Source organism: Azospirillum sp. B2RO_4, assembly GCF_051124815.1.
Taxonomy (GTDB): Bacteria; Pseudomonadota; Alphaproteobacteria; order Azospirillales; family Azospirillaceae; genus Azospirillum.
In genome coordinates, this window is sequence record NZ_CP118486.1 from 363272 (window position 1) to 389860 (window position 26589).

A 26589-nucleotide genomic window follows, 5' to 3' on the forward strand; every position below is an offset into this window, starting at 1 on the left:
TGATTACTTCATAAACGGCAACCGAATGCTGGCTCCCGTCACCCGCAGACGTCGGCATTCTCATCGTCGATCAGCAGCCAGATCCGCACCGTCCTGGTCTTGCCCTTCAGCGCCACCTCCCCCACGGGCAGCGCCTTGCAGCGGTCGCGCACCGCCTGCCAGGTCGGATCGCCGACGATGATGCGGGCATGGCGGGAGGATCGGGCGTCCACCATCTTGCCATAGGCTTCCAGGCGGGCGGCGGTGTTGGCGGTGTCGCCCAGCAGCGAATATTCGCTGTGCCGCAACCCGCCCAGGCTGCCGGCCACCAGCGGGCCGGTATACAGGCCGACGCGGATGCCGACCGGCGGCAGCCCTTCCGCCCGCCACCGGCGGTTCAACGCCTCCAGCTCCCGCCCCATCTGCAGGGCGCAGCGGACGGCGCGGCAGGCATCGGCATCGATCTGCGCCTGGGTGGTGCGGGCGACCGGCGCGCCGAAGACAGCCAGGATCGCATCGCCGACGAAACGCAGCACCACCCCCTCGTTGGCGGTGACGATGCGCACCATGGCGTCCAGATAGCCCTCCAGCCAGCGGATCAGCGGCTCCGGTTCCAGCGCCTCGCAGATGGTGGTGAAGCCTTCGATGTCGGAGAACAGCACGGTGGCGGTCAGCTGCTGCGGGCGCGGGCGGTTGCCGGCCATGAAGGTCGCGCGCTCCCTCCAGATCTCCTCCGCCACCGGCTGGGAGACATGGTTGGCGAACAGCTGCATCATGACGCGCCGGTCGGCCCGTTCGCGCAGAGACATCTGCACCGTCATGGCGGCGATGCCGGCGCCCCAGGCCAGCGACGGCGCCACCAGCGGCACCAGCGGCCCGCCGGCCGCGAACAGCGCCGTCGAGCCGGCCCAGGCCGCGGCGGGAACCAGCAGCCCCGCCGCGGCCAGCAGCCACAGCGGCAGCCCGGCCATCGCCAGCGCCACGCCCGCCGCCGCCATCAGCAGAGCGAGCGCCGCTTCCCCGGCGACGGGAAGCCGCGGATTGCTCCGCCCGTCCAGCAGTTGGGCCAGCACATGCGCCTCGATCTCCACGCCCGGCGTCGAGGCTCCGGCGGACGACAGCGGCGTGCGGTGCTGGTCGATGCCGGCCAGCGCCGTACCGACCAGCACAGTCCGCCCGGTCAGCCAGTTCTTCGGCAGCACGGCGACGGCCTCGGCGGGATAGATCGGGAACGGGGTGGTGGCGCCGTCGGGCCGGCCGTGCCAGTCGATGCGGAACGGCTCCGCCGGCACGTCGGACACCCCGCCGAGCCGGGCGAGTTGCACCGGCAGGCTGGGCGTGCCGTCGCCGCCGAAGGGGACGTGCCAGCGCACGGCGGCGTCGAGCCGGTCCTTGGCGAGATTGGCATGGCCGCGCGGCAGCCCGTCGGTGAATTCGCCGAGGAAACGGCGCTGCCGCTCGGTCAGCGGCGTCTGCTCCAGTGCGGTGATCGCCACCACCGGGACCGACGCGCCCAGCATGGCGCGGCGCAGCCGCTCGTCCAACGCCGGCAAGGTCGGCTGGTCGAACAGCACGTCGATGCCGATGGCGCGGACCCGTGCCGCCGCCAGCACGCCGATGATGTCGGCCAGCATGCCGCGATCCACCGGCGACCGGCAGGCGAGCCCGGCGAAGCTGTCCTCCCCGAACAGCACCAGCGCGATGGCCGGATGCTGCGGCCGGGCCGGGGCGGCGGTGGCGATCAGCCGATCGCCCAGGCTCTCGTCGGCGGTGCGCAGCGGCGGCACCAGCCGCGCGGCGGCGAGCGCCAGCAGGGCGCTGCCCAGCACGATGGCCAGGGCCAGCCAGCCGCCCGGCCAGCGGCGCCGGCCGGATGCCGGCCGATCGTGCGCCGCCTGCCCGGCGATGGGAGAGGGATGCGGCCTTCCCCGCGGTGTCGCCGGCGCACCGTCCATGCGCCCCTCACCGGACCTTCAGGAACAGGTGGGCGGAGGCCACCTCGGTCTCGCGCAGGCGCGACACCGCGCGGTCGAGCTGGACGGCGGCATCCTCGGACAGCGGGCGGAAGGCGGCGGCGCGGCCGGGCATCTCGTCGTCCAGATTGCGGCTGGCGGCGATGCAGCGCACCTCCAGATCGGCAGGCCCCTCCCCGGCGCGCAGCGGCATGCGGTCGCCCGACAGGCTGAGCGGCACATTGCCCGCCACGCGTGCGCTCATCGCGGCGCCGGCCGGGAAGATGGGAATCAGTTGCGCGCGCGCGTTGCGCAGATAGCAGTAGAGATGGGCGTCGCGGTCGGTCTGGACCAGCAGGCGGATGTCCTCGCCCGGCCGGTAGGCGGGTCCGCCGCCGCGATCCGCCGAGAGAAAGAGGTCGAGCGGCACCATCGCGTCGCGCAGGCCCGCCATCGCCGCGGCGATCTGCCCGGCGCAGCCGGCCGACGCCATGCCCACCGCCAGCGCCGCCCCGCCCGTTGCCCCAACCATGCGGACATGCAGCGTGCCAACCAGGGTTCCATCCGGCCGCAGCGCGCCGATGTCGGCCCCATCCGCCAGCGGCAGCGTCCGTGGCCAGGGCGTCGGGCCATTGTCCGTCCAGCTCACCGCTGCACGCTCCCCGCCCGCCATGTCCTGCAACGTCAGGCGGTCCAGCCCAGGCTCCGCCGGGCGGCGCAGCGCGGGCGGGCTTCCCGCCTTGACGCACTGGACGCCGGACACCGACGGGTCGATTGCCAGCGCCCGATCCAGCGCCGCGTCCAGCGGGTTCCCCAGGGCGCGCGCCGCACCCAGGTCGCTCTGCATGAAGCGGTCGTCGCCGGGGCCGGCACGGGCCGAAACCGCGCTGTCGGTCATGTCGCCCGGCACCCCGTCATAGGGGCCGCGCAGCCGCAGCAGCCTGCCGTTCGCGAACAACAGCGTCGCGTTCGCCCCATCGGGAAGCCGCAGGGCCTGCCCGTCGGCGACGAGTTGGCCCTGGACGAAGCCGGGTGCGCTGGACGACACGACGACGGCCTCCGCCGCCGCGGCCTGACCGCAACCCAATGCCAGGATCGCGGCGGTGCCAAGTGCTTTGGAAAGGGATCGATTGAACATGATGGTCACCTTCCGGTTTCGGGGAATCAGTCGCGGCTTCGCGCCCTTCCCTCATCGGGTGAGAGCAGGCAGGCGGTGCGCGACTGCGTCACCACCGACACCGCCCCGTCCGTCGCGCCGTTGCGGCGGAAGCGCAGCCCGTTCATCTGGCTGGCGATGCTGAGCGAGACGACGGCGAGGTCCGCTTCGTCGATGATCTTGTGGCCGTCCTGCCAGCATTGAACGCGGACCTTTTTGCCGGCGGGGGCGATGTCGACGCCGCCGCTCGCGGCCCCGGAGGTCTCGCCATCCTTTTTCCGGACCACCGTGGCATCGGCCCCGGTGGAGGCGACGCCAACCGCAGCAAGACCTAGGCAAATAGCGAGGAGCAAGGCGTGCTTCATGACATCCCCTCCGTTCCGGCCGCCGCTCAATGGGTCGGCTTGAATTCGACGCGCCGGTTGCGGCCGTCATAGGGGTTGGCGGCGAGCGGTTCGCTCGGCCCCTTGCCGTCGACGGTGATGCGCTTGGGATCGATCTGGTGGACGCGGACCAGATACTCGCCCACCGACACCGCGCGGCGCTGCGAAAGCAGCATGTTGTAGGCGAGGCTGCCGCTGGCGTCGGTGTGGCCCTCCACCGTCAGCCCCAGGTTCGGATCCTCCTTCATCAGCGCCCCGACGGCGTCGATGTAGGAGGCGGACTCCGCCGGGATCTCCGCCGAATTGAGGGCGAAGTTGATGCGGAAGCCGAAAGCCTGAGGCGCCGCTTCCTGTTCCGCAGTGGCCGGCGGTTCGGCGGCAGCCGGCGGCGCGGCGGCGGCTTCCATCCGCGCCTCCTGCCGGCGCTGCCTGTGCGCGGGACGGCTCGGTGCCGGCTGTGGAGCGGGCTGGGCGACCGGCTGCATCTCCGCCTGGGGAGCCGCCTGTGGCAGGGGCGCCGTGCCGTAATTGATCTCGTCGATGGGGCGGGGGCGCCTGGCGGCGGCACCGGCCGCGCCGCCGATGATCTCGATGCTGCGGGTGCGGATCTTCGGCTCCGGCGCCACCACCTCGCGCAGTTCCTCCACGCTGGGCGGCCGGTCGAACATCAGCACCTTCGACTGGCCGGAGCCCTCCACCGTCTGGGCGGACGCCGAACCGGCCCAGACGGCCAGCATCGGCAGGGTGGCGGCCAGAACGCGGGGCAGAACATGGGACAGAGTGGATTTGGTCATGTGAGGCTCCATGGGCAGGAGAAGGAACGGCGTTGCCCCTGGTTCTAGCGCCACCCCCACCCCCCGCGCTGTGAGCCGGCCAACAGTCGGCCCCCTTTTCCGAAATGACCGGAGCCTCACTCCCCCTGCGCCAGCGTGCCGGGCAGCACCTTCACCGTCAGCCGCTTGGCGCGGGCGTCGCTTCCCTTCGCCGTGGCGAAGGCGTTGATGACGTCGTCCAGGGCGGCGCCGGGAATGGGCTGCAGGTCCTCGCTTTTGAACGCTTCCGGGATGCGCACGCCGATCTCGTCGTGGGACAGCACGCAGGCCACAGTCTCCTCCGCCCCCGGCCGGTCCATGCGCAGGTTGAAGGGCTTCTGCACGCCGGGCGGGACCTCCACCTGCCGGCCGGCCTCGACGAAGGCGTCGGGCTGGAAACGGTTGGGGAAGATGCGGGAGACCGTGCCGGCGGCATCGCGGTAATAGCAATAGACGAAGCCGTCCGCCGTCGGCTGCATCCGCACGACAAGCGCCTCCCCGGCGCGGTAGCGCGGTGCCGGCCCACGATCCGACGACAGCAGCAGGTCGAGCCGGGCCGGCGACGGCTGGGCGCGCGGCAGCCCTTCGCCGCCGGCATTGCTGACGCTCTGCAGCCGGGCCGGCGGAGCCCCGCCCTCGCCCGGCGGTTTGGCGAGCAGGCGTTGGTAGAGGTCGAAATCGATGCGGCCGGTGGCGATCAGGTCATGGTCGGCCTGGAAACGCCCGACGGCTTCCGCGGTTCGCTGGTCGAGCTGCCCGTTGACCGGCCCGTCGTAATAGCCCTGCGCCGACAGCGCGCGCTGGGTGAAGGTGACGCGCTCCGCCGGCGCCATGCCGTCGAACCAGCCGCGCGCCTCCGCCATGAAGGCGGGGTTGGTCTGGTCGATGCCCAGGCATTGCCAATAGGGCACGCGGGTCAGCTTGCCCAGCACCTCGATGGTGCTGAGTTCGACCAGCGTGCGCACACCCTGATGCAGCCCCTCCGACCGGTTCAGCGAGATGTTGAAGGACAGGCCGGCCTTGCCGATCACCCCGCCGGCATCCGCCCCGCGCCCCGACGACACCACGGCCAGCGTATTGGACGCCGACATGCCGGGGATGATCTGACGGGTCACCAGCTCCCCGACATTCAGGTCGACCGAGACCATCGACACCACCTGATCGGCCGACACGCCGATGTCCAGCTTGGGCAGCGACAGCCCCGCCCCCGCCGCCTCGCTGACCACATTGTCGTCCAGCTGGGTGATGGCGCCGCGGATGTAATAAGACGGCGCGCGGAAGTTCGGCTGCACACCGATCATCCAATACAGCGCGTTGACGTCGTCCAGCGCCGGTTCGAAATCGACGAAGCGGAAGGCGTTGGAGGTCTCCGACATGCGGGAGACGGCGGTAATCAGCATCTCCTTGGTGCCGCCGGCCACCCGGCCGGTGGCGTCGGGCAGGCCGTTGGCGGTGATGTAGATGTCGCGCTTGCCGTGGGTCCACAGCAGCCTGTCCATGCAGCGCAGCGCCTCGCTGAAGCTGCTGATGGTGCGCACCGCCGGTGTCTTCGGCTGCTGCACCACGCGCGCCATCTCGCCGGAAGTGAAGCAGCCGCCCAGTGCCAGCGTCAGCCCGGCGGAAAGCGCGACGGAACCAAGGACCCGGACCATGCTCATCGGCGCTGTCTCCTCTGGGTTGGTGCGTCCGGTCCCGCCGTCGGTTTCAAGCGTTGCGGCTTCGGACCGTCACCGCTCCGACAGCTGCTGGCCCCGGTCGGCGCGAACGGTGATGGTGATCTTCTTCGACATGATCGGCGGGTCGTGCGGCATATGGTCGGCATCGGCCAGGACCAATTGCAGCGTGTGACGGCCGGGCGGCAGTTCCAGCACCGTCTCGGTCTGGCCCTTGCCGAAATGCAGGTGTTGCTTGTCGTTGGGGATCGGCTCGTCGAAATTCTTCAGGTCGGTGTCGATCAGCAGGTGATGGTGACCGGTGCCGTCCTTGCGCACGCCGGCCGGCGCGACGCCGAAATTGCGCAGCCCGAACCACACCTTGAACCGCGTGCCAACCACCTCGCCGTTGTTGGGCCAGCCGATGTAGAGCCAGGCATCCTTGCGGCCGGGCGTCCGCTGTGGAGCGGTGCTGGCGTTCGGATCGGCCTTATGATCCGCGCTGTGTGCGGATGACGCCTGCTCGGCAGCCGTCGGGCTCGCCGCGCAGACCAGCGGTGCGACCGCCAGCGCCGCCCAAAGCACCGCCATCCGGGCGGCCCAAGGTGCGGGGCCGGTCGCAAAATTTGGGAATCCTGTCTTCATGGTGCCCTCCCTGGCGGACATGAACCCGGATGGGACCGGTCAGCGGACGGTGATGGTCACCTTGTCCGACATCACCGGCGGGTTGTGCGGAACATGCTCGGCGTCGCCCAGCACCATCTGCAGCGTGTGGACCCCCGGCGGAAGCTCCAGCCGCGCCTCGGTCTGGCCGGCGCCGAAATGCAGGTGCTGCTTGTCGTTGGGGATCGGCTCGTCCGGGTTCTGCAGGTCGGTGTCGACCAGCAGGTGATGGTGTCCGGTGTCGGCATGGCTGATGCCGGCCGGCGCCACCCCCATGTTCTGGAGCCCCATCCGCACCCAGAGCTTCCCGCCGTTGATGACCGCCCCGTTGGGAGGCCACAGGATGTAGGCACGCGCGTCTTCGGGCGCTTTCGCCCGGTCGGCCATTCCCTGCCCAGCCAGAAACAGCGGCAGAAGCAGCAGGGCGCCGACTGCGATCATGGCAGTCCGCAGCATGATGTCCCCCTGTGTTCTTCATTGCCCTTTGTCCGATGACCTCGATCTTAGTCTTCCGCCGGGAAGCAGGGTCCCCCCGAATTCTTGGGTAATCCCATCCCGTTGGAAAACGAGCCGGTTCTGCGGCTCCTTCTTCCGAATAGGCGGAGAAATGAGGCCGTCTTCCCCATCATTGCGGCCATCGCCGCTCAGCGCCGGATCCCGAACAGCTGCTCGTTCATCGCCGCCCGATCCGGCACACCCGCACCTGCCGCCCGGCCTGGCGGCGGCAAGCCGACGCCCTTCATTCCCGGCAGCCCGGCGCCGACCACCTGGCTTCTGCCACTGCCCATCCAGGGCGGGAATGCGCCGCCGGCACCGCTGGCGGTCGGCTGCGCGGCGCCGCCCCGGTTCGCCAGCATGGAGACGGCGGCTGCCGACAGCGGGATGCCGCCGGACTGCACCTCGAACGCGGAGGCCGGCCGGATTGCGGTAGGAATCGTTACCAGGACGGACAGGCAAAGCATGACGGCGGCAAGGCGGCGCATCGGGCGTTTCCTCCGCGAAAAGGGACGAAGCCGGGGGAGACGCCCATCCTGCCGCAACCACCTGCGGTCCGCTGTGGCCTGCGCCACAGGTGCCGATGGATTCAGAAATCCAGCATCGCGTTGTCGATCACTTCCTTCATGACGAAGAAGGTGCGCGTCTGCCGCACGCCGGGCAGCGCGATCAGTTCCTGCCCGTGCAGGCGGTTGAAATCCGCAATGTCGCTGACCCGGATCTTCAGGAAGAAATCGAAATCCCCGGCAACCAGATGGCAGTCGAGGACGAAGGGCAGCTTGCGGATCGCCCGCTCGAACTCGGCAAAGCTCTCCGGGGTGGAGCGGTCCAACTCGACACCGACCATCACCAGCGTGCCGCGATCCACCTTCGCCGGCTCGATCTCCGCCCGGACGGAGCGGATGTAGCCCTCGGCGAACAGGCGCTGGGTGTGGCGGTGGCAGGTGGCCGGGCTGAGATTCACCGCCGCCGCCAGATCGGCGTTCGTTATCCGGCCATCCCGTTGAAGATGCTGGAGAATTTTGCGATCCGCGGGACTCAGCCCATCTGATGTGGACGTTTCTCTCATTTCAGCCCCGGCTTTTGCACAAATCCAATCATCGGATGTCACTCTATGGGCGTTTGGCGGCAATTCGCCAGCGAAGTTCGAGAGCACCTTTCATTTCACCGGTGATACCGTCCCTTCACCTAGACAGTGGAGCCCCGCCATGCTGCGCCTCGATCGTTTCGAACGTTATCCGCTCACCTTCGGCCCGACGCCCATCGAACATCTGCCGCGCCTGACCGAGGCGCTCGGCGGCAAGGTCGAGATCTACGCCAAGCGCGACGACTGCAACTCGGGCCTCGCCATGGGCGGCAACAAGCTGCGCAAGCTGGAATACATCATTCCCGACGCCATCGCGGCCGGTGCCGACACGCTGGTGTCGATCGGCGGCGTGCAGTCGAACCACACCCGCATGGTGGCGGCGACCGCGGCGAAGCTCGGCATGAAGTGCGTGGTGGTCCAGGAAAGCTGGGTCCCGCACGAGGATGCCGTCTATGACCGCGTCGGCAACATCCTGCTGACCCGCCTGATGGGCGCCGACAGCCGCATCGTTTCGGACGGCTTCGACATCGGCATCCGCAAGAGCTGGGAGGACGCCATCCAGTCGGTGAAGGATGCCGGCGGCAAGCCCTACGGCATTCCGGCCGGCGGTTCCGTCCACAAGTACGGCGGTCTCGGTTACGTCAACTTCGCCGAGGAGGTCCGCAAGCAGGAGGCCGACCTCGGCTTCAAGTTCGACTACATCGTCGTCTGCGTGGTCACCGGTTCGACCCAGGGCGGCATGATCGTCGGCTTCGCCGCCGACGACCGCGCCGACCGCGTCATCGGCATCGACGCCTCCGGCACCCCGGAACAGACCCGCGCCCAGGTCCGCCAGATCGTCGACAACACCGCCGAACTGGTCGAACTCGGCCGCAAGGTCCGCGACGACGAGATCGTCATCCTCGAAGACTACGCCTATCCGGCCTACGGCGTGCCGAGCGCCGAGACCAACGAGGCCATCCGCCTTGCCGCCCGCACCGAGGCGATGATCACCGACCCGGTCTATGAGGGCAAGTCGATGCAGGGCATGATCGACCTCGTGAAGCGTGGTTATTTCCCCGAAGGCTCGAAGGTCCTCTACGCCCATCTCGGCGGCGCCCCGGCGCTGAACGGCTACAGCTATACGTATCGCAACGGCTGAGTCTCTCTCCCAAAGGAAGATCCCCTCTCCCCCCCGGGGAGAGGGTTAGGGTGAGGGGGGAACGCGGGGAGGATTCTCGAGAATCTTCCCCTGTGCATCCCCCTCACCCCGCCCCTCTCCCCAGGGGGGAGAGGGGGAAACACGCACCTAAATCTACCCCTCCAGCCCCGCGATCGTGACCGCCAGCGCCTGGGCGCGCGGCACCAGCGTTTCGAGCCGGCACCATTCCCGCTCCGTATGGGCCGCTCCGCCGACCGGCCCCAGCCCGCACAGCGACGGCACGCCCAGCGCCCCGGTGAAGCCGGAATCCGCGCAGCCGCCGGTGAACTCGCCATCCACCTCGAATCCGACTTCCGCCGCCGCCGCCTTGTAACGGGCGAACAGATCGGCCGAGTGCTGTTCCTCCAGCGGCATGAACAGATGCCCCCGCTGGTAGCTCGCGCTGGTGCCCGGCACGTCCTCCGCCGCCAGGATCGCTTCCACCCGCGCCAGGATCCCGTCCAACTGCTCGACCGAGCGGAAGCGGATGTCCAGCGCGGCCTCCGCATGGTCGGCGACGGTGTTGTGGGTCCGGCCGCCGCGGATGACCCCGACATTGGTGGTGATGCCGCTGGGATAGTCGGTTAGCGCGTGCAGCGCGGTGATCTTCGCCGCCAGCGCGCCGATGGCGCTGGCCCCGTCGGCATGGTTGACGCCGGAATGCGCCGCCCGTCCGGTCACCGTGATGTCCAGCGTCAGCCCGCCCTTGCGCGCGGTGACCACATTGCCGGACACCCGCCCCGGCTCGGCGTTGAAGGCGGCGCGGGCCCCGCGCGCCACCTCCTCGATGATCTTGCGGCCGGACGGCGAGCCGATCTCCTCGTCGGCGGTGAACAGGCCGATCAGCGGAAAGCCGGTGCCGCCCGCCGCCTTCAACGCCCGCAGCACGAAGACGTCGACGACCAGCCCGCCCTTCATGTCGGCCACCCCCGGCCCGCGCGCGGTGTCGCCGTCGCGGGTGAAGGGCCGGGCCGCCACCGTCCCCTTGGGATAGACGGTGTCGCGGTGCCCCATCACCAGCACCGGCGCCCCGCCCCCGTTACCGGGAATGTTGCCGGGAATGTCGGCCTTCAGCACGGCGCCGTAGGTCTCGTTGGGGAAGCGCGTCACGGCGATGCCGTCGGTCTCCAGCATCGCGGCCATGATGTCGCCGACCGCATCGATGCCGGCGCCGTCGCGGCTGCCGGAATCGATGTCGACGATGCGCTGGAGCATATCCTCCATCTCCGCGCGGCGGGTTGCCAGCCAGTCGCTGGCGCGTTGCGCGAGCGGGGTCATGCGCGGCGGGCCTCCTTGCGGGCGTCTGCGATGGCGGGACCGGTCTCACCCAGGTCCCAGAACAGCCCGGCCATCACCCGCAGGGCCTCCTCGACGACCGGCGCCAGCAGATGCTCGTCCGGCGCGTGCTGGGAACAGGCGGGGTAGGAATGCGGCACCCAGATGGTCGGCAACCCCAGAATCTCGGAGAAGACGTCGTTGGGGATCGAGCCGCCCAGGTTGGGCAGCAGCGCCGGCTTCTTGCCCGTGGTCCGCGCCAGCGAATCCAGCGCCCAGCCCACCCACGGGTCGTTGGGATCGAGGCGGGTGGCGGTGAAGGCCTCCATGCGGCTGGGCGTGACCTGCACCCGGTCGAAGCCGTTGGCGGCGAGATGGGCACGCACAGCGTCGATCACCGTCGCCGGATCGGTGCCGACGACGAAACGCAGCTGCAGCGTCGCCTTGGCGATGCCGGGCACGGCATTGACCGGCGCGCGCGGATTGCCGGTCTCGAAGGCCAGCACCTCCAGCGCGTTCCAGCCGAACACCCGTTCCTCCGGCGTCAGGCCCGGCTCGCCCCAGTCGCGGTCGATCTCCGGATCGTTCGGCCCGCCGCCGACGGACAGGTCGGCGATGGCGGCCTTGACCGCCGACGGGATGCCGGCCGGCTTCAGCGCATCCAGCTTGATCCGCCCCTGCCCGTCGATCAGCGAGGCGATGGCGTTGGCGAGGATGGTGCCGGGATTGGCAAGCAGCCCGCCCCAGTTGCCGGAATGGTGGGCGCCCTTGCGCAGATCCACCGTCATCTCGAAATTGATGGCGCCGCGCGAGCCCAGGAACACCGTCGGCCGCTCGGCGATCACCCGCGGCCCGTCCGATGCGATCAGCACGTCGGCGGAGAGATCCTCGCCATGGCTTTCCGCCAGCGCGCGCAGGCCGGGCGATCCCGCCTCCTCGCCCATCTCGATCACGAACTTGGCGTTGAATCCCAGGCTGCCGCCGCGCTCTTCCATCACCTGGGCCAGCGCCGCGATGTTGACGGAATGCTGGCCCTTGTTGTCGGCAGTGCCGCGTCCGTACCAGCGGTCGCCGACCACCGTCACCGTCCACGGGTCGATGCCGTCGCGCCAGCGCCCCTCATGGCCCGGCACCACGTCGCCATGGCCGTAGATCAGCACGGTCGGCAGATGGTCGGCCTCATGGCGTTCGGCGATCAGGAACGGCCCGCGCCCGACGACCGGATTCTCCACGATGGTGCCGGTGAAGCCGAGCTTGCCCAGCGACGGGATCATCTCCTCGTCCAGATAGGCATGCAGCTCCGCCCCACGGTCGGAGGACTGGCTTTCCGACTTGATGGCGACACGCCGCGTCAGGTCGGCCAGAAAGGCGCCGGACGCGAAATGATGGGCGGCGCGCGCAATGGCGCCGTCACGCGATGGCTGTTGGGTCATGGCGGAACTCGGGTGTGGGGGATGGGTCGTCAATTGGCGTAATGGCAGGCGGCGACGCCGTCCGCGACCGGCACGGGGCCGGGGGCAACGGAGTGGCAGCGGTCGGTGGCGCGCGGACAGCGCGGGTGGAAGGCGCAGCCGGACGGCGGCGCGATCGGGTTGGGGAAGGAGCCGGAAATCACCGTGTCGGGCATGCCCAGCGTCGGATCGGGCGTCAGCACGCAGTCGAGCAGCGCGCGGGAATAGGGATGGCTGGCGTGGGTGAACAGCGCCTCGCGCCCGCGTTCCTCGACGATGCGGCCGAGATACATCACCGCCACCCGGTCGGCCAGATGCTCGACCACCGCGAGGTTGTGGCTGATGAAGAAGTAGGTCAGCTTGAACTCGCGCTTCAGATCCATCAGCAGGTTCAGGATCTGCGCCTGCACCGACACGTCGAGCGCCGAGGTCGGCTCGTCGCAGATCAGCACGTCCGGCTTCATCACCAGCGCGCGGGCGATGGCGACGCGCTGGCGCTGGCCGCCCGACATCTGACCGGGATAGGCGTCGATCATCCGGCGCGGCAGCCCGACCGCGTCCAGCATCTCCGCCACCGTCTTCTGCCGGCTTTCCGACGTGCCGATGCGGTGGGCGACCAGCGGCAGGGCGATCAGGTCAGCCACCGACTTGCGCGGGTTCAGCGAGGAATAGGGGTCCTGGAACACCGGCTGGATGCGGCGCGCCACCTCCCGCCGGTCGGTCTTGGCGATGGGCACGCCGTCGATGCGGATCTCGCCGGAGGTCGGCTTGGTCAGGCCGAGCAGCAGCTTCGCCAGCGTCGATTTGCCGGACCCGCTTTCGCCGACCAGCGCGTGGACCTCGCCGCGGGCGACGGTCAGCGACACCCCGCCGACGGCGGTCAGCATCGCCCTGGGTTTGAACATCCCCTGCGGCACCGGATAGATCTTGGTGACGTTTTCGAGTTCGAGCACCGGAACGGTCATTGTCGGTCTCCGGTCATGCAGCGGTGGCGACGGGGTCGAGCACGCAGGCCATGCGGTGGCCTGGGCCGAGATCCCGTTCCGGAATGGCGGCGGCGCAGGCGTCGGTGGCGTGGTCGCAGCGGTTGCGGAAGGCGCAGCCGGTCAGCGGGCCGATCAGATTCGGCACCTGCCCCGGAATGGTGCCCAGCGGCTCGCCGGGGCGGGTGCGGCCGGGGACCGGGATGGCGCGCAGCAGCCCCTGGGTGTAGGGGTGGCTGGGGGCGCCGAACACCGCCTCGACCGGGCCGGTCTCCACCAGACGGCCGGCATACATCACCGCCACCTTGGTGGCGACGCGGGCGACCACGCCCAGATCGTGGGTGACCAGGATCAGCCCCATGCCGAACTCGCGCTGGATGTCGCGCAGCAGCATCAGGATCTGCGCCTGGATCGTCACGTCCAGCGCGGTGGTCGGCTCGTCGGCGATGATCAGATCCGGTTCGCACATCAGCCCCATGGCGATCATCACCCGCTGGCGCAGGCCGCCCGACAGCTGGTGCGGATATTGTCCGAGGCGTGAGGCGGCGGCGGTGATGCCGACCCGCTCCAGCAGATGGACCGCCCGCTCCCGCGCCACCGCCCGGCTGACCGGACGATGGCGCCGCAGCGCCTCGATCAGCTGGTCGCCGACGGTGTAGGCCGGGTTCAGCGAGGTCATCGGCTCCTGGAAGATCATCGCCATGCGGTCGCCGCGCAGATCCTCCATCTTGCGCTGGCCGACCGTCATCAGGTCGATGCCGTCGAAGCGCATGGTCCGCGCCTTGCGCACCGCCCTGGACGGCAGCAGATCCATCAGGGCCAGAGAGGTCAGCGACTTGCCCGACCCGCTCTCCCCGACGATGGCCAGCGTCTCGCCGCGCTCCAGCGTGAAGGACACCCCGTTGACGGCGTTCAGCAGTCCGGCCTCGGTCGGGATCTGGATGGTCAAATTGTCGACGTCGAGCAGGGGCATGGCCGTCAGCTCCGGTTGTCGGGGGCGGTGACGTCGCGCAGGCCGTCGCCCAGAAGGTTGATGCCCAGGACCAGCGCCACCAGCGCCACGCCGGGGATGGTGATGACCCAGGGGCTGAAGAACATGTACTGCTTGCCCTCCGAGATCATCAGGCCCCAGGACGGCAGCGGCGGCTGTACGCCAAGACCCAGGAAGGACAGCGCCGCCTCCAGCAGGATGGCATGGGCCATCTCCAGCGTGGCGACCACGATCAGCGGGTTGATGATGTTGGGCAGCACTTCCGAAAAGACGATCAGCCGCGTCGAGCAGCCGATGGCGCGGGCCGCCGCGACGAAATCGGCATGGGCGATCTGCTGCGTCGTCGACCGCGCCACCACGGCGAAGCGGTCCCACAGCAGCAGTCCCAGCACGACGATCACCGTGTTCAGCGAGGTGCCGACCAGGGCCGCCACCGCCAGCGCCACCAGCACTACCGGCAGGGCGAGGCGCACATTGATGATGTAGCCGATAAACATATCGACCCGCCCGCCGAAGAAGCCGGCGGCGACGCCCAGCGCCGTGCCGATGGCGCCCGACAGCAGCACCGTCGCAGCACCGATCATCAGCGAGATGCGCCCGCCGTAGAGCAGCCGGGCGAAATAGTCGCGCCCCAGCTTGTCGGTGCCCAGCCAATGTTCCCAGGTTCCCTTGGCGTGCCAGATCGGCGGGATCAGCCGCTTGGAGATGTCCTGCGCATAGGGATCGTGGGCGGTGAACAGCGGCGCGCCGATCGACATGACGAGGATGACGGCGAGTATGAAGGCACCGGCCAGGAAACCGGGATGACGGGCCGCCCGTTTGGTGAAGCGGGCCAGCGGCGACCGGCGGACCGGAACGGCGTCGAACCCGGCTGTGGCCGTGGCGGCGGCACCTGAAGCGCTCGTGGTGCTCATGCGACGCGGATCCTTGGGTCCAGCCAGGCGTTGAGGATGTCGGCGAGGAAGGTCAGCAGGATGTAGATCGTGGCCAGCAGCATCACGATGGCCTGGACGACCGGGAAATCCTTGCGCCCGATGGCTTCCCAGGCGAGTTGCCCCAGCCCCTGCATCGAGAAGACCGCCTCGACCACGATGGAGCCGCCGAGCATGAAGCCGAACTGCACCGCCGCCAGCGCCACCACCGGCACCACCGCGTTGCGCAGCGCATGCTTGAAGATGACCGTCTTCGGGCGCAGCCCCTTGGCGCGTGCCGTCCGGATATAGTCGGACGCCATCACGTCCAGCATGCCGTTGCGGGTCAGCCGCATCACCGCCGGGATCGCGTACCAGCCGAGCGCCACCGACGGCAGCACGTAATGGCTCCAGGTCGCGTTGCCCGACACCGGCAGCCAGCGCAGGTTGACCGAGAAGATGATGATGAGCGTCAGGCCGAGCCAGAAGGTCGGCACCGCCTGCCCCAGCGCGCAGAAGGCCAGACTCGCGCGGTCGAACCAGCTTCCGCGCTTCACGGCGGCCAGTGCCCCCAGTGGGATGGCGAACAGCAGGGCGAGGCCGAGCGCGATGGCGCCGAGTTTCAGTGTGATCGGGATGCGGTCGCCGACCAGCGACGCCACCGACTCCCGGAAATAGAAGGACTGGCCGAAATCGAAGCGGACGGCCCCGGCCAGCCAATGGCCGTACTGGACGGCGAGGGGCTGGTCCAGGCCGTATTCGGCCCGCACCTGCGCCACCTGTTCGGGCGAGGCTTCGGGACCGGCGAGATCGGTGGCGAGGTCGCCCGACAGATGCAGAAGCAGGAAGGCGATGACCGATACGGTCAGCACCACCGACAGCGCCACGGCGAGCCGGCGAAGCAGGAAGGCGAGCATGGCGGTCTCCTGAAAAGGAGCGTGCGGAGGGACGCTGCGGGCCGGCCTTCAACCATGCCGGCCCGCCGCCGCGGCCTCACTTCCAGTGAGCGGCGTAGAAGCGCGGAAGCTCGTCCGGCTGTGCAGTGAAGGCGAGATCGGAGGTGAAGGCGTAATTGCTGGGATAGGAGAACAGCGGCAGCAGATAGGCCTTCTGCGCGATCATCGACAGCGCTTCCTTGTAAAGGTCCTTGCGCGCCGCGGTGTCGGTCGTCGTGTCGGCTTTCTCCAGCAGAGCCTTGACCTTGGGGTCGCGGCTCATGTCGTCCTCATTCTCCTTGAACCACACGCCGGTGAAGGCGGAGGCGTCGTTGACCGAGAAGGAGCCCCAGGTCTGGTACTCCAGCGGAACCTTGCCGGCGCGGGCAGCCTCGCGCATCGCCGCGTATTTCAGGAACCGCAGGTTGGCGCGGATGCCGACCGCGCGCAGATAACCGATGACCGCCTCGGCATAGTCACGCTCGCGATAGGCGTAGAGTTCCGTCTCGAAACCGTCCGGATAGCCGGCCTCGGCCAGCAGCTTCTTTGCCTTCTCGGGATTGTACTCATAGCGCGGCACGCCGTCGTCGGTGCAGCCGGTCTGGTCGATGAAGCAGGCGGAATGCATCACCCGCGCGCCCTCGCCGGCCAGATTCTTGACCATCGCCTGCCGATCGATGGCGTAGGCGATGGCCTGGCGCACCTTCTCCTTCTTCATCGGCGTGTCGGCGGCGGTGCGGCCGGCGGCGTCGAACTGCAGGAAGCCGACACGCATCGTCTCGGCCGACAGCACGGTGAGGTTCGGCACCGATTTCAGCTGTTCCGCCTGATCCTTCGGCACGCGCCAGATCCAGTCGACGCCGCCGGTCATCAGCTCGGCCATGCGGGTTTCGCCGTCGGGGATGACGCGGAACCGGATCTTGCCGATGGCCGGCTGGCCGAGCGGGCTGTCCTTGAAATAGTCCTTGTACTTCTCCATCGTCACGCCCTTGCCGTTCTCCACCGCGGTGACGCGGTAGGGACCGGTGCCGATGGGCGCCTTGGAGAAGCCGTCCAGCCCGACCTTCTTGAAATAGGCGGCGGGATAGATCGGCGTCGGGCCGGACAGATATTCCAGCGCGGCCGGGAACGGGCCCTTCAGGCGGACGCGCACCGTGTAGTCGTCGACCTTGTCGGCGCCGGCCATCCATTCGACGTTCTGCTTGGTCACCACCTTCGCTTCCGGCGTCAGCACGTAATTGAAGGTGAAGACCACGTCGTCGGCGGTGAAGGGCGAGCCGTCCTGGAAGGTCACGCCCTTGCGCAGCTTCAGTTCAAGCGTGACCGGATCGATCCATTTCCACGAGGTCGCCAGCTCCGGCTCATACTCGCCGGTCTTGGGATTCCGGTAGACCAGCGTGTCCCACACGAGATGGGCGATGATGACGCCTTCGCGCAGATTGTTGTGATAGGGGCTGATGTTCTCCGGCTCGCTGTCGGAAGCATAGACCAGCGTGTCGCTCGCCTTGTCGGCGAACGCCGCCGAAGGCAGGGCCAGGGCCGCGACCGCCGCGGCTGCGAACATCATCGACTTACCGTACGCAAAGGGCGCCATGTCCGAACTCCGTCCAAGAGGGTCCATTTGCACGAAAGTTAGCCATGACACGGTATTGTGCAGACTGGCATGCCGCAATTATAATAGTTGGAAGTTAGCGTTGCCGAACCGGCAACCGTATGATTTGCGGTGCTGATTTTCCGCAAGCTTAGCAAACAGGCGCCGGCCAGGGGAACCGCCATGAACGCCACCGCGCTCCGTTATTTTTTGGAGGTCGCCCGTACCGGCTCCATCGCCGACGCCTCGGCGCGGCTGCACGTCGCCTCCTCCGCCATCAGCCGGCAGATCGCCCATCTCGAAGCCGATCTCGGTGTCGAACTGTTCGAACGCCGGCCGCGCGGCATGGTGCCGAGCTATGCCGGCGACCTGCTCGCCCGCCATGCCCAGCGTGTCTTCCTTGAGGAAGAGGCCATCGTGACCGAGTTGAAGCGGCTGCGCGGGCTGGCCAGCGGCCGGGTGCGCGTCGCCGCGACCGAGGGGTTCGGCATGAGCCTGATCCCGGCGGCCATCTGCAGCTTCCGCGACCGCCATCCCGGCATTCGCATCGAATTGCGCATCGTCGCGCCGGCCGCCGTAACCCGCATGGTGCGGGAGGGGGAAGTGGACATCGGCGCCACCTTCTCCTTCGCTCCCGAACCGGGGGTCAGAGCGATGGGGGAAGGCCGCGCGCCGGTCCTGGCGGTGATGGCGAAGGACCACCCGCTGGCCGGTCGGCCCATCCTGACGCTGGCCCAGCTGGCCCGTGAACCGATCGCGCTGCCGGAGAAGGACACCACGGTGCGGCAGCTGTTCGACATCGCCTGCGGGCTGGCCGGGGTGGTGATCGAACCGGTGCTGATTTCAAACTACATCGCCGGGCTGTGGGCCTTCGCCGCGGAAGGCGGCGGCATCACCATCGCCAGCCCCTTCACCGTCCATGCCAGCACGGTGGGCCATCCGGTGGCGTCGGTCCCGATCGACTCCCCCACGCTCGACCAGCGCTATTACCAGATCCAGACCATGCTCGGCCGCCATCTGCCGGAGGCGGTGTATGCCTTCGCCACCCATCTGACCGGCATCATCAAGCGCATGGACCGCGGCGCCGAACCGCCGCTGGCCTCCGCCGGGCAGGAGGATTTGTCCTAGAGGGAGCGGAAATTTCCGTCGTCGCCGTCACGCCCCCCGACCCACGCGGCAACGACGTCGATGAAGCTCCGGACCGTCGCCGGCATCAGCGTGCGATGGGGAATGATCGCGTGCAGCGGCAGCGTCCGTGCAGACCAGTCCGGCAGGACATGAACCAATCGGCCTTCGGCGACGTGCTCCATGACGAGGAAGGACGGCGCCAGAACCAATCCCTGTCCCAGCAGCGCGAGCGTGACGAGGAAACCGGCATCCGTTGCCCGAAGCTGCGCCTCGAACGCAACCTGCGTCCGATGTCCCGCGGCGTCGGACAGCACGAACCGCTCCGGCGTCGCGGTCTGCATATAGGCGAGAATCCCGTGTTCCCGCAGATCCTTCGGATGCTCCGGTAAGGTGCGGGACCTGAAATAGCCCGGCGCGCCGACCAGGATCAGTGGAAAGCCGCCCAGTCGCTTGGCGATCATCGCGGTGTCCGGCAGCGTGCCGAGACGCAAGGCGACGTCGAACCCTTCGCCGAGCAGATCGGTCTCCCGTTCACTGAGATCCAGCGTCAGGGTGACGCCCGGAAAGCGGCGCATGTAATCGGCCACCGCCGGCCCAAGCACCGCATTGGAAAAGGCAAGCGGCGCCGCCACCCGCAATTGACCTCGCGGCTCCGCCTGTCGTGTTCCGGCGTCGGCTTCGGCCAGGGCGATTTCATCCAGGATCGCCGTGCAGCGGAGGAAATAGGCCTGACCGGCCTCGGTCAAACTCAGCTTGCGCGTCGACCGGTTGACCAGCCGAACCCCCAGCCGTGCCTCCAGCGCCCTCAGATGCCGGCCGGCCATTTCCGCCGACAGGCCGTTCCGCCGCGCCGCCGCCGCCAAACTGCCCTCTTCGATGGCATGGCGGAACACCGTCATGCCGGTCAGCGTATCCAGCGCCATCATCCACTCCTGGTTCGGAATGAATCCATTTCGCGCCTGATTATCACGGCTCCGTTCAGCGACTAAATCGAATTCAGCGCGACAGCAAAATCACGGAGCTTGGCAATGTCCAAAAAGATCGAAACGAACGGGGCGGTCATCCATGCGCTAGACGAAGGTCAAGGAGACACGGCACTGGTGTTCCTGCATTACTGGGGCGGTTCCGCCCGCACCTGGCGCCATGTCGTCGCACGACTGAAGGATCGGGCGCGCTGCGTCAGCCTGGATCTGCGCGGTTGGGGCGGGTCCGTCGCCCTGGACGGGCGCTATGACCTGGACGCGATGGCCGGCGACGTTTCGGAAGTCATCGCGAAGATGGGGCTGACCCGCTGCATTCTGGTGGGTCATTCCATGGGCGGCAAGGTCGCCCAGATCGTCGCCGCGAAGGGCAACGACGCTCTTGCGGGACTGGTCCTGATCGCTCCCTCCCCGCCGACCGGAATGCCGGTGCCGGCCGAGGTGCGCGAGGCGATGCTCGCCTCCTATCAGAGCGCGGAGGGTGTGGACGAAGCGCTGAAAATCCTCAGCCACCGCGGCCTACCGGAGGAGGACCGGAGGCAGGTGGTCGAGGATACGCTGCAGGGGGCGGCGGGCGCCAAGCGGGAATGGACGAAGGCCGGCATGCTCGCCCGCCTTGACGGAATTGCGGGCATCGGCATCCCGACGCTGATCGCGGTGGGCGATTGCGACCGGGTCGAACGCGCGGACGCTCTCCGGCAGATCTACGGCGAAATCCTGCCCGCGGCAGAGTTCCGCATCCTCCCCGGCGTCGGCCACCTGTCGCCGCTGGAGGCCCCCTCCGCCGTCGCCGACGCCTGTTCCGACCTGCTGTCGGCAGTCGCCGCCGACTGATCCCCGGCGATCATTCGACAAACACAGAAGGCGACAAACACAGAAGGCGACAAACACAGAAGGCACCGGACGCGATCCCGCCAAGGGCCGTATCCGGTGCCTTCCGTCGATCAGGTTAGCCAGACCTTACTTGGACTCGCTCGCCAGATAGGCGATCAGGTCGGCGCGCTTGGCGTCGTCCTTGACGCCGGCGAAGGCCATCTTGTTGCCGGGGACGGTCGCCTTCGGATCCTTCAGATATTCGTTCAGCTTCGCCTCGTCCCAGGTGATGCCAGAATCCTTCATCGCCGCCGAATAGCTGAAGCCGTCGTGGGTGCCCGCCTTGCGGCCGACGATGCCGTGCAGGTTGGGACCGACGCGGTTGGGGCCGCCGGCCTCGATCGTGTGGCAGGCCTTGCAAACGTTGAACACCGTCTTGCCCGCCGCGGCATCCGCGGCCTGGGCGGCAACGGTTCCACCGGAGATGAGAAGAACGGACGCCAACAGAATATTGCGCATGACGGACACAGCGGAACTCCCATTTTTCAACGTTGTCTCCGGATGTCCGGAGAGGTCGGCCGGATCGCTTCCGGCTGGCGAAGCGGAGGCTACTGGCGGTCGGAAAAGCCAGAAAGCGAATTTAACCGATGGTTATTATCGATTTCCTCGATATTATTTCCTCCCATTAGGGGATCTGCCGGTAGCGGCTGCACCCAGCGGATGCGACGAATCGTCTCATACCGCCCGGTCGCGATCAAGCCGCCGATGCTTTAGGTCTGATCCGAAAGGACCGGCGGTCAGGTGAGGTGTCATGGATACGGAAATGGCGCGGACATTTCTGGAGGTCACGGCGGCGGGCAGCTTCATGGCGGCGGCCGACCGGCTCCACGTCACGCAGTCAACGGTCAGCACGCGGATCCAGCAACTGGAACAGCAGCTTGGCTGCCGGCTGTTCGTGCGCAACAAGACCGGCGCCACGCTGACCACCGCCGGCCTGCGCTTCCAGCGCCATGCCGTCGCCATCCTCCGCCTGTGGGAGCAGGCGCGCCAGGAGGCCACCTTGCCCGCCGGCCACAAGGCGCTTCTGCGCATCGGCAGCGAGGCCGGCTTGTGGAACCGCCTGCTCTACCGCTGGATCCCCTGGATGCGCCGAAACGCCAACGAGATCGCACTGCGCTGCGACGTCGGCCTGCCCAGCGGGCTGCTGCAGGGACTTCAGGATGGGACGCTGGATGTCGCCGTCCTCTATTCGCCGCGGGCCTTGCCCGGCCTGTCGATCCGCCTGCTGATCGAGGAGGAATTGGTCCTCTTCCGGATCCCGGCGGTCGACGACTATTCAGAGGAGCCGTACGTCCACATCGACTGGGGCGACGATTTCCGCCGCAACGTGCGCCTGCACCGGCCGGACGACGTGCAGTCGGCGCCGGTGTCGATCGGCGTCGGCACGCTGGGGCTCGATTATGTCAAGCAATGCGGCGGCACCGGTCACTTTCCCCGCCAGCTCGTCCAACCGCTGATCGACGCCGGCAAGGGCGAAATCCTGCCGGAAGCCCGGCCCTTGAGCCTTCCCATCTACGCCGCTTATCCGACCGACGCCGACGAGGCGATCATCGACCCGGCGCTCACCGGGCTGAAGGCCATCCTGGCCGCTCCGCTGGAGGTGCGGGTTTGAATTGAAAAAGCCGATATGAACCATCGGTTAATTTCGCTTTTTCCGATGAATGCCGCTGCCTAGGATCGGCGTCGCCGGGCTGTTGCCGGCCCGCGCACCCAACCATCAACAAGGGTTCCGATCCGATGACCATGCAGATGGCGCAGCCGTCGCTGCCGGCCGACGAAGACACCGCGACGCAGGCGAATTCCCGCCGGCTTGAGTCTCCATACGTCGTGTTCCCGGCGCTCATCCTCCTTCTCATCATGCCGCTGGGCATCGTGTTCCACCCAGCCTGGATGGCCACGGCCGCCGAAGTGGGCGTGGTGGTGATGTTCATCGCCATCTTCCGCATGATGCGCATGTGACCTGAGTATACGCCCCGTCCGCGGCCAATATTCCGCTTTGTCCGGCAGCGGGGCCTGTGGGACAAAGCCGCATGTCGATCAAGCTGGACTTCCGCCGCCTCCGCTATTTCGTCGCCGTCTGCGAACTCGGCAGCTTCTCCAAGGCCAGCGAGTTCCTGAACGTCGCGCAATCGGCGCTCAGCCAGCATGTGGCGACGCTGGAGGGCGATCTGGGTGTCCAGCTCCTGCTGCGTCAGCCGCGCGGCGTCAGCCGGACCGAGGCGGGCGACCGGCTGTTCGCCCATGCGCGCGGCGTGCTGCATGCGCTGGAACAGGCGGAATTGGACGTGCTGTCGCTGTCGCGGGCGGTGGTCGGGCCGGTGATGGTCGGCTTCAACTATACGGCGATGGAAGCCATCGGCCTGCCCTTCATCCGTCGCATCGCCTCCACCCTGACCGAAGTCAAGCTGCGCGTGATCGAAGCACACAGCGAGATCATGCATCAATGGATGCTGTCCGGTCAGGCCGACCTCGCCCTCACCCTGGTTCCGCCCAACGACGACCGGCTGGAGGGTGTGCCGCTGCTGGACGAGGAACTGGTCTGCCTCGGCACCCGCGCCATGATCGGCGACGGCGGCCCGATCGATCTGGATGAGGTGCTGCGCCTGCCGCTGATCATGCCCGGCCGCACCGCCGTGCTGCAAGCGCTGGCCAGCGACGCCCAGGTGCGCAACGCCATCGCCGCCAAGGTCTATCTGGAAATCGAATCCGCCATCCCGCTGAAACGGGCGGTCACCGCCGGGCTGGGCGTGACGGTGCAGTCGGCCGCGCTCGCCGGCGACGAGATCGCCCGCGGCGAGCTGGTGGCGCGGCCGGTGGTGAACCCGTCGATGGGCCGCACGCTCTATCTGGTGTCCTCGCGCATGAAGACCGCCTCCCGCGCTGTGGTCGAGGCGCGGCGGCTGATGATCGACGTGGTGCGCGAGGCGCATGCAACCGGCCGCTGGCCGGGTCGTCCGCGCGATGCCCTTCTCGAAGCCAGCCATCTCGAAACCAGATAGCTCGCTTCTTTTCTTTGTATTTTACGACCTCCCCCTCCCCGTGCTGTTCTGTTTTGCAGACGAACAATCAGATAGCCCGCAGTTGAATGGGCCCGGCGTTTCAACACCTTGGACCGCCGTAAGAACCACCAGAGGGAGGTGCAGGACATGACGCCCACCAGGACGTCCAACCGTTTCAAGACCATGCTGGCTCTGCTCGCCACCGCGTCCGCCACGGCTCTGCTGGCGCTGCCGACCGGTGCCGAAGCCGCGACGCGGATGCGCTGCAGCCACCAGCTGCCGCCGGCCCACCACATCGCGAAGGTCGTCGAGCGCTGGGCGGCGGAGGTGAAGACGCTGTCGGACGGCGATCTCGACGTCCAGGTCTTCGGCTCCGACAGCCTGATCAAGGCCAACGAGAACATCCTGGCCGTCGCCAAGGGCGACATCGAATGCGCCTTCTCGCTGAATTTCCAGTGGGGCAAGACCCTGCCGCTGATGAACGTCACGGTCGGTCCCTACACCATGTCGTCCATCGAGGCGTGGAAGAAGTGGCCGACCTCCGAAGCGGCCGCCTTCCTTGAGGAGCGCCTGCTGAAGAAGGGCGTGAAGAACGTCGTCTGGATGTTCCAGACCAACACCAGCGTCTTCACCTCCCAGGGCAAGCCGCTGCTCAAGCCGGAGGATTTCAAGGGCCTGAAGATGCGCGGCCTCGGCCCGGCCTTCGACCGCGGTCTGAAGGCGATGGGCGCCACCCCGGTCGCGATCCCCGGCAGCGAGGTCTATCAGGCGCTGGCGACCGGCGTCATCGACGCCGCCATCACCGACGTCGCCGCCGCCTGGTCGCGCAAATACTACGAGGTGCAGGACCACATGACTGTGGTGCCGGTGCTGGCCGCCTATCTGCACGGCTACGTCAATCCGCGCTGGTACGACAAGCTGTCCGACAAGGACAAGGCCGCGCTGAAGAAGGCCGGCGAAAAGGCCGCCGTCTGGGCGATCGAAGCCTCTCAGGAGGCCGCAGCCAACGCCCCGGCGGAGCTGGAATCGAAGGGCGTCAAGGTCCACATCGCGACGCCGGAGGAGAATGCCGCCTTCAAGGCCGCCATGGCGCCCGCCTTCGCCGAGGGCTTCGCCGATGAGACCGGAGCCGACGGCCGCAAGCTGCTGGAACTCGTCAACAAGCTCCAGTGAAGAGGGGACCGGCCATGAGCAGCATGTCCACCCCCGACGCCGTCACGCCTGACCGCGAAAAGGGCGCGTCCAGCACCGCGCTCCGCCTGCTGACCGGCACCGCGTCGGTCCTGGCGCGCATCGGCGGTGCGCTGAGCGTCCTGCTGATCGTCGTCGTGCTGGCCCTGACCACCGCGGGGGTCTTCGCCCGCTATGTCCTGGGCCAGCCGCTGGAAGGGGTCGACGAGGCCTGCGGCTTCATGGTCGTCGCCATGGTGATGGCCGGCGCGGCGGAGGCGCTGCGCACCGGCCATCACATCCGCATCGACCTCATCATGGGCCTGGTCGGTCCGCGCGGCCGGCGCTGGCTGGATGCCTGGGCCAATCTGGCGGTGCTGGTCTTCGCCGTGCTGCTGGCCCGCACCGGCTGGGAAACCGCGATGTTCTCCTACGACTTCGACGCCTTCTCGCCGGGTCAGCTGGAGCTGCCGATGTGGATCCCGCAGACCACGCTTCCCATCGGCGCCGCCCTGCTGGGAATCGTCGCCTTCGCCAAGCTGGTCGGCGCTCTGGCGGGGGTAGAGGCGGATGAGAAGGGGGGAGGCCACTGATGACGTTCCTGATCCTGGGCCTGCTGCTGCTCCTGCTGATCAGCGGCATGCCGATCTTCGCGGCGCTGTCGCTCACCTCGCTCGGCGTGCTGGCCCTGTTCGAGGGCAGCATCGACAGCATGGCCGACGCGGTGTTCTCCAGCCTGAACAACCCGCTGCTCGCCACCATCCCGATGTTCGCCTTCATGGCGCACATCATGATCAAGGCCAAGGTGGTCGACGATCTCTATGAGATGTCGAACACGCTGGTCGGCCACATCAAGGGCGGGCTCAGCTTCGCCACCATCCTGTCCTGCACCATCTTCTCGACCATTTCCGGCTCGTCGGTGGCGACGGCGCTGACCATCGGCTCGATCTCCATCCCGCAGATGAAGCGCTTCGGCTACCGCCAGCGCGACACCTACGGGCTGATCGCCGCCGGCGGCACGCTGGGCATCCTGATCCCGCCGTCGGGGCCGATGATCCTCTACGCCATCGTCACCGACGCCTCGATCGGCGCGCTTTTCCTCGCCGGAATCATTCCGGGCCTGCTGATGGCGGTGCTGTTCGCCGGCTACAGCTGGCTCCAGGCCAAGCGGCAGGACGCCGTCCGGTCGCAGCCCTGGCCCGGCTTCGGCACCGTCGCCGCCGCATTCCGCAAATCGGTCTGGGCGGTGGTCATGCCGCCGCTGATCCTGGGCGGCATCTATCTCGGCGTCTTCACGCCGGGCGAGGCGGCGGCGGTCGGCGCGGTCTATGCGCTGGCGGTGGCGCTGCTGGTCTACCGCAACGTGTCGTTTGCCGACCTTCTGGACTGCGGCGTGCAGACCATGCGGACCACCGCCATGCTGTTCATGATCATCGCCGCCGCCGGCATGTTCGGCCACGCCATCACCATCATCCGCCTGCCGGCCCAGATCATGGAGACGGTGACGGCGCTGGGGCTGTCGCAGGGCGGCTTCATCCTGGCGGTGATGCTGGCGATCTTCATCCTCGGCATGTTCCTGGAAACAATCGCCATCATCCTGATCACCACCCCGATCATCCTGCCGGTGATGACCGCGCTCGGCATCAACCCGGTCTGGTACGGCGTGATGCTGATGATCAACCTGGAATTGGCGCTGATCACCCCGCCGGTCGGCATGAACCTGTTCGTCATCAAGGGCATCACCAGTTCGTCCCTGTCCGAGGTGACGCGCGGCGCCCTGCCCTATGTGCTGCTGATGATGGCCGGCCTGTTCCTGATCTGGCTGGTCCCATCCCTGTCGCTCTGGCTGCCGCAGGCCGCCGGCTTCGGCGTCTGACCTAGACCCTTACAAAGCTCCCCCATCCCGTTTTCACCGGATGCGCCCCGTCCCGGCGCATCCGAAC

General features: G+C 68.1%; 27 protein-coding genes. 9 read left to right on the forward strand and 18 right to left on the reverse strand.

Annotated features, from left to right (window positions below; all coding sequences use genetic code 11):
• Positions 1–38: 38 nt before the first annotated feature.
• From PWS46_RS15720 to PWS46_RS15760, 9 genes are all read right to left on the reverse strand, one after another.
• Complete coding sequence (locus PWS46_RS15720; RefSeq protein ID WP_434621961.1) at positions 39–1934, reverse strand: CHASE2 domain-containing protein; 1896 nt, start codon at positions 1932–1934, stop codon at positions 39–41.
• Positions 1935–1941: 7 nt separating this feature from the next.
• Positions 1942–3069, reverse strand: coding sequence for a DUF4384 domain-containing protein (locus PWS46_RS15725; protein WP_434621963.1), 1128 nt, complete (start codon positions 3067–3069; stop codon positions 1942–1944).
• A 26-nt stretch (positions 3070–3095) separates the two neighbouring features.
• Complete coding sequence (locus PWS46_RS15730) at positions 3096–3452, reverse strand: hypothetical protein (RefSeq protein ID WP_434621965.1); 357 nt, start codon at positions 3450–3452, stop codon at positions 3096–3098.
• Between the two features lie 26 nt (positions 3453–3478).
• Positions 3479–4264, reverse strand: a complete 786-nt coding sequence (locus tag PWS46_RS15735; protein ID WP_434621967.1) for an OmpA family protein — start codon at positions 4262–4264, stop codon at positions 3479–3481.
• A 116-nt stretch (positions 4265–4380) separates the two neighbouring features.
• Positions 4381–5940, reverse strand: coding sequence for a DUF4384 domain-containing protein (locus PWS46_RS15740; RefSeq protein ID WP_434621969.1), 1560 nt, complete (start codon positions 5938–5940; stop codon positions 4381–4383).
• A 69-nt stretch (positions 5941–6009) separates the two neighbouring features.
• Positions 6010–6579 carry a DUF4399 domain-containing protein gene (locus PWS46_RS15745; protein ID WP_434621971.1) on the reverse strand — a complete coding sequence of 190 codons (570 nt, stop codon included), beginning with the start codon at positions 6577–6579 and terminating at the stop codon, positions 6010–6012.
• A gap of 39 nt (positions 6580–6618) precedes the next feature.
• Positions 6619–7053 (reverse strand): DUF4399 domain-containing protein, encoded by a 435-nt coding sequence (locus tag PWS46_RS15750; RefSeq protein WP_434621973.1) that lies wholly within the window; start codon positions 7051–7053, stop codon positions 6619–6621.
• A 188-nt stretch (positions 7054–7241) separates the two neighbouring features.
• Entirely contained in the window at positions 7242–7580 is a 339-nt protein-coding gene (locus PWS46_RS15755) for a hypothetical protein (RefSeq protein ID WP_434621975.1), read from the reverse strand.
• A gap of 101 nt (positions 7581–7681) precedes the next feature.
• Positions 7682–8161 (reverse strand): Lrp/AsnC family transcriptional regulator, encoded by a 480-nt coding sequence (locus PWS46_RS15760; RefSeq protein WP_434622055.1) that lies wholly within the window; start codon positions 8159–8161, stop codon positions 7682–7684.
• Between the two features lie 139 nt (positions 8162–8300).
• Between PWS46_RS15760 and PWS46_RS15765 the strand changes: the two genes are divergently transcribed.
• Positions 8301–9320, forward strand: coding sequence for a 1-aminocyclopropane-1-carboxylate deaminase (locus PWS46_RS15765; protein ID WP_434621977.1), 1020 nt, complete (start codon positions 8301–8303; stop codon positions 9318–9320).
• A 153-nt stretch (positions 9321–9473) separates the two neighbouring features.
• Here PWS46_RS15765 and PWS46_RS15770 read toward each other — a convergent pair whose 3' ends face one another.
• The 7 genes from PWS46_RS15770 to PWS46_RS15800 form a co-directional block, all read right to left on the reverse strand.
• Complete coding sequence (locus PWS46_RS15770) at positions 9474–10637, reverse strand: M20 family metallopeptidase (protein ID WP_434621979.1); 1164 nt, start codon at positions 10635–10637, stop codon at positions 9474–9476.
• Positions 10634–12067: a M20 family metallopeptidase gene (locus tag PWS46_RS15775; protein ID WP_434621981.1), complete on the reverse strand. Its 1434-nt coding sequence runs from the start codon at positions 12065–12067 to the stop codon at positions 10634–10636. Before PWS46_RS15775 ends, PWS46_RS15770 begins: the two co-directional genes overlap by 4 nt.
• Before the next feature lie 29 nt (positions 12068–12096).
• Complete coding sequence (locus PWS46_RS15780; RefSeq protein WP_434621983.1) at positions 12097–13050, reverse strand: ABC transporter ATP-binding protein; 954 nt, start codon at positions 13048–13050, stop codon at positions 12097–12099.
• Positions 13051–13063: 13 nt separating this feature from the next.
• Positions 13064–14041, reverse strand: a complete 978-nt coding sequence (locus PWS46_RS15785; protein WP_434621985.1) for an ABC transporter ATP-binding protein — start codon at positions 14039–14041, stop codon at positions 13064–13066.
• Positions 14042–14046: 5 nt separating this feature from the next.
• The gene (locus PWS46_RS15790; protein WP_434621987.1) at positions 14047–14973 is read right to left on the reverse strand and encodes an ABC transporter permease; all 927 of its coding nucleotides are present in this window, start codon (positions 14971–14973) and stop codon (positions 14047–14049) included.
• A complete protein-coding gene (locus PWS46_RS15795) occupies positions 14970–15887 on the reverse strand; it encodes an ABC transporter permease (protein WP_434621989.1) in 918 nt (305 codons plus the stop codon). The genes PWS46_RS15790 and PWS46_RS15795 overlap by 4 nt, the downstream gene beginning before the upstream one ends.
• A gap of 76 nt (positions 15888–15963) precedes the next feature.
• Positions 15964–17499, reverse strand: coding sequence for an ABC transporter substrate-binding protein (locus PWS46_RS15800; RefSeq protein ID WP_434621991.1), 1536 nt, complete (start codon positions 17497–17499; stop codon positions 15964–15966).
• Between the two features lie 180 nt (positions 17500–17679).
• Here PWS46_RS15800 and PWS46_RS15805 point away from each other — a divergent pair, with 180 nt between their 5' ends.
• A complete protein-coding gene (locus PWS46_RS15805) occupies positions 17680–18624 on the forward strand; it encodes a LysR family transcriptional regulator (protein ID WP_434621993.1) in 945 nt (314 codons plus the stop codon).
• On the opposite strand, the gene PWS46_RS15810 is transcribed toward PWS46_RS15805, so the two are convergent.
• Positions 18621–19523, reverse strand: coding sequence for a LysR family transcriptional regulator (locus tag PWS46_RS15810; RefSeq protein WP_434621995.1), 903 nt, complete (start codon positions 19521–19523; stop codon positions 18621–18623). The genes PWS46_RS15805 and PWS46_RS15810 overlap by 4 nt on opposite strands.
• A 129-nt stretch (positions 19524–19652) precedes the next feature.
• Here PWS46_RS15810 and PWS46_RS15815 point away from each other — a divergent pair, with 129 nt between their 5' ends.
• Positions 19653–20438, forward strand: a complete 786-nt coding sequence (locus PWS46_RS15815) for an alpha/beta fold hydrolase (protein ID WP_434621997.1) — start codon at positions 19653–19655, stop codon at positions 20436–20438.
• A gap of 126 nt (positions 20439–20564) precedes the next feature.
• Here the strand turns inward: PWS46_RS15815 and PWS46_RS15820 are convergent, their stop codons facing one another.
• The gene (locus tag PWS46_RS15820) at positions 20565–20921 is read right to left on the reverse strand and encodes a c-type cytochrome (protein ID WP_434621999.1); all 357 of its coding nucleotides are present in this window, start codon (positions 20919–20921) and stop codon (positions 20565–20567) included.
• Between the two features lie 319 nt (positions 20922–21240).
• On the opposite strand from PWS46_RS15820, the gene PWS46_RS15825 reads away from it, so the two are divergent.
• From PWS46_RS15825 to PWS46_RS15850, 6 genes are all read left to right on the forward strand, one after another.
• A complete protein-coding gene (locus tag PWS46_RS15825; protein WP_434622001.1) occupies positions 21241–22089 on the forward strand; it encodes a LysR family transcriptional regulator in 849 nt (282 codons plus the stop codon).
• A gap of 125 nt (positions 22090–22214) precedes the next feature.
• A complete protein-coding gene (locus PWS46_RS15830) occupies positions 22215–22436 on the forward strand; it encodes a hypothetical protein (RefSeq protein ID WP_434622003.1) in 222 nt (73 codons plus the stop codon).
• A gap of 71 nt (positions 22437–22507) precedes the next feature.
• Positions 22508–23476: a LysR family transcriptional regulator gene (locus tag PWS46_RS15835; protein WP_434622005.1), complete on the forward strand. Its 969-nt coding sequence runs from the start codon at positions 22508–22510 to the stop codon at positions 23474–23476.
• A 147-nt stretch (positions 23477–23623) separates the two neighbouring features.
• The gene (locus tag PWS46_RS15840) at positions 23624–24649 is read left to right on the forward strand and encodes a TRAP transporter substrate-binding protein (protein ID WP_434622007.1); all 1026 of its coding nucleotides are present in this window, start codon (positions 23624–23626) and stop codon (positions 24647–24649) included.
• Between the two features lie 14 nt (positions 24650–24663).
• Entirely contained in the window at positions 24664–25239 is a 576-nt protein-coding gene (locus tag PWS46_RS15845) for a TRAP transporter small permease (RefSeq protein WP_434622009.1), read from the forward strand.
• Positions 25239–26522, forward strand: coding sequence for a TRAP transporter large permease (locus PWS46_RS15850; protein ID WP_434622011.1), 1284 nt, complete (start codon positions 25239–25241; stop codon positions 26520–26522). The genes PWS46_RS15845 and PWS46_RS15850 overlap by 1 nt, the downstream gene beginning before the upstream one ends.
• Positions 26523–26589: the final 67 nt, after the last annotated feature.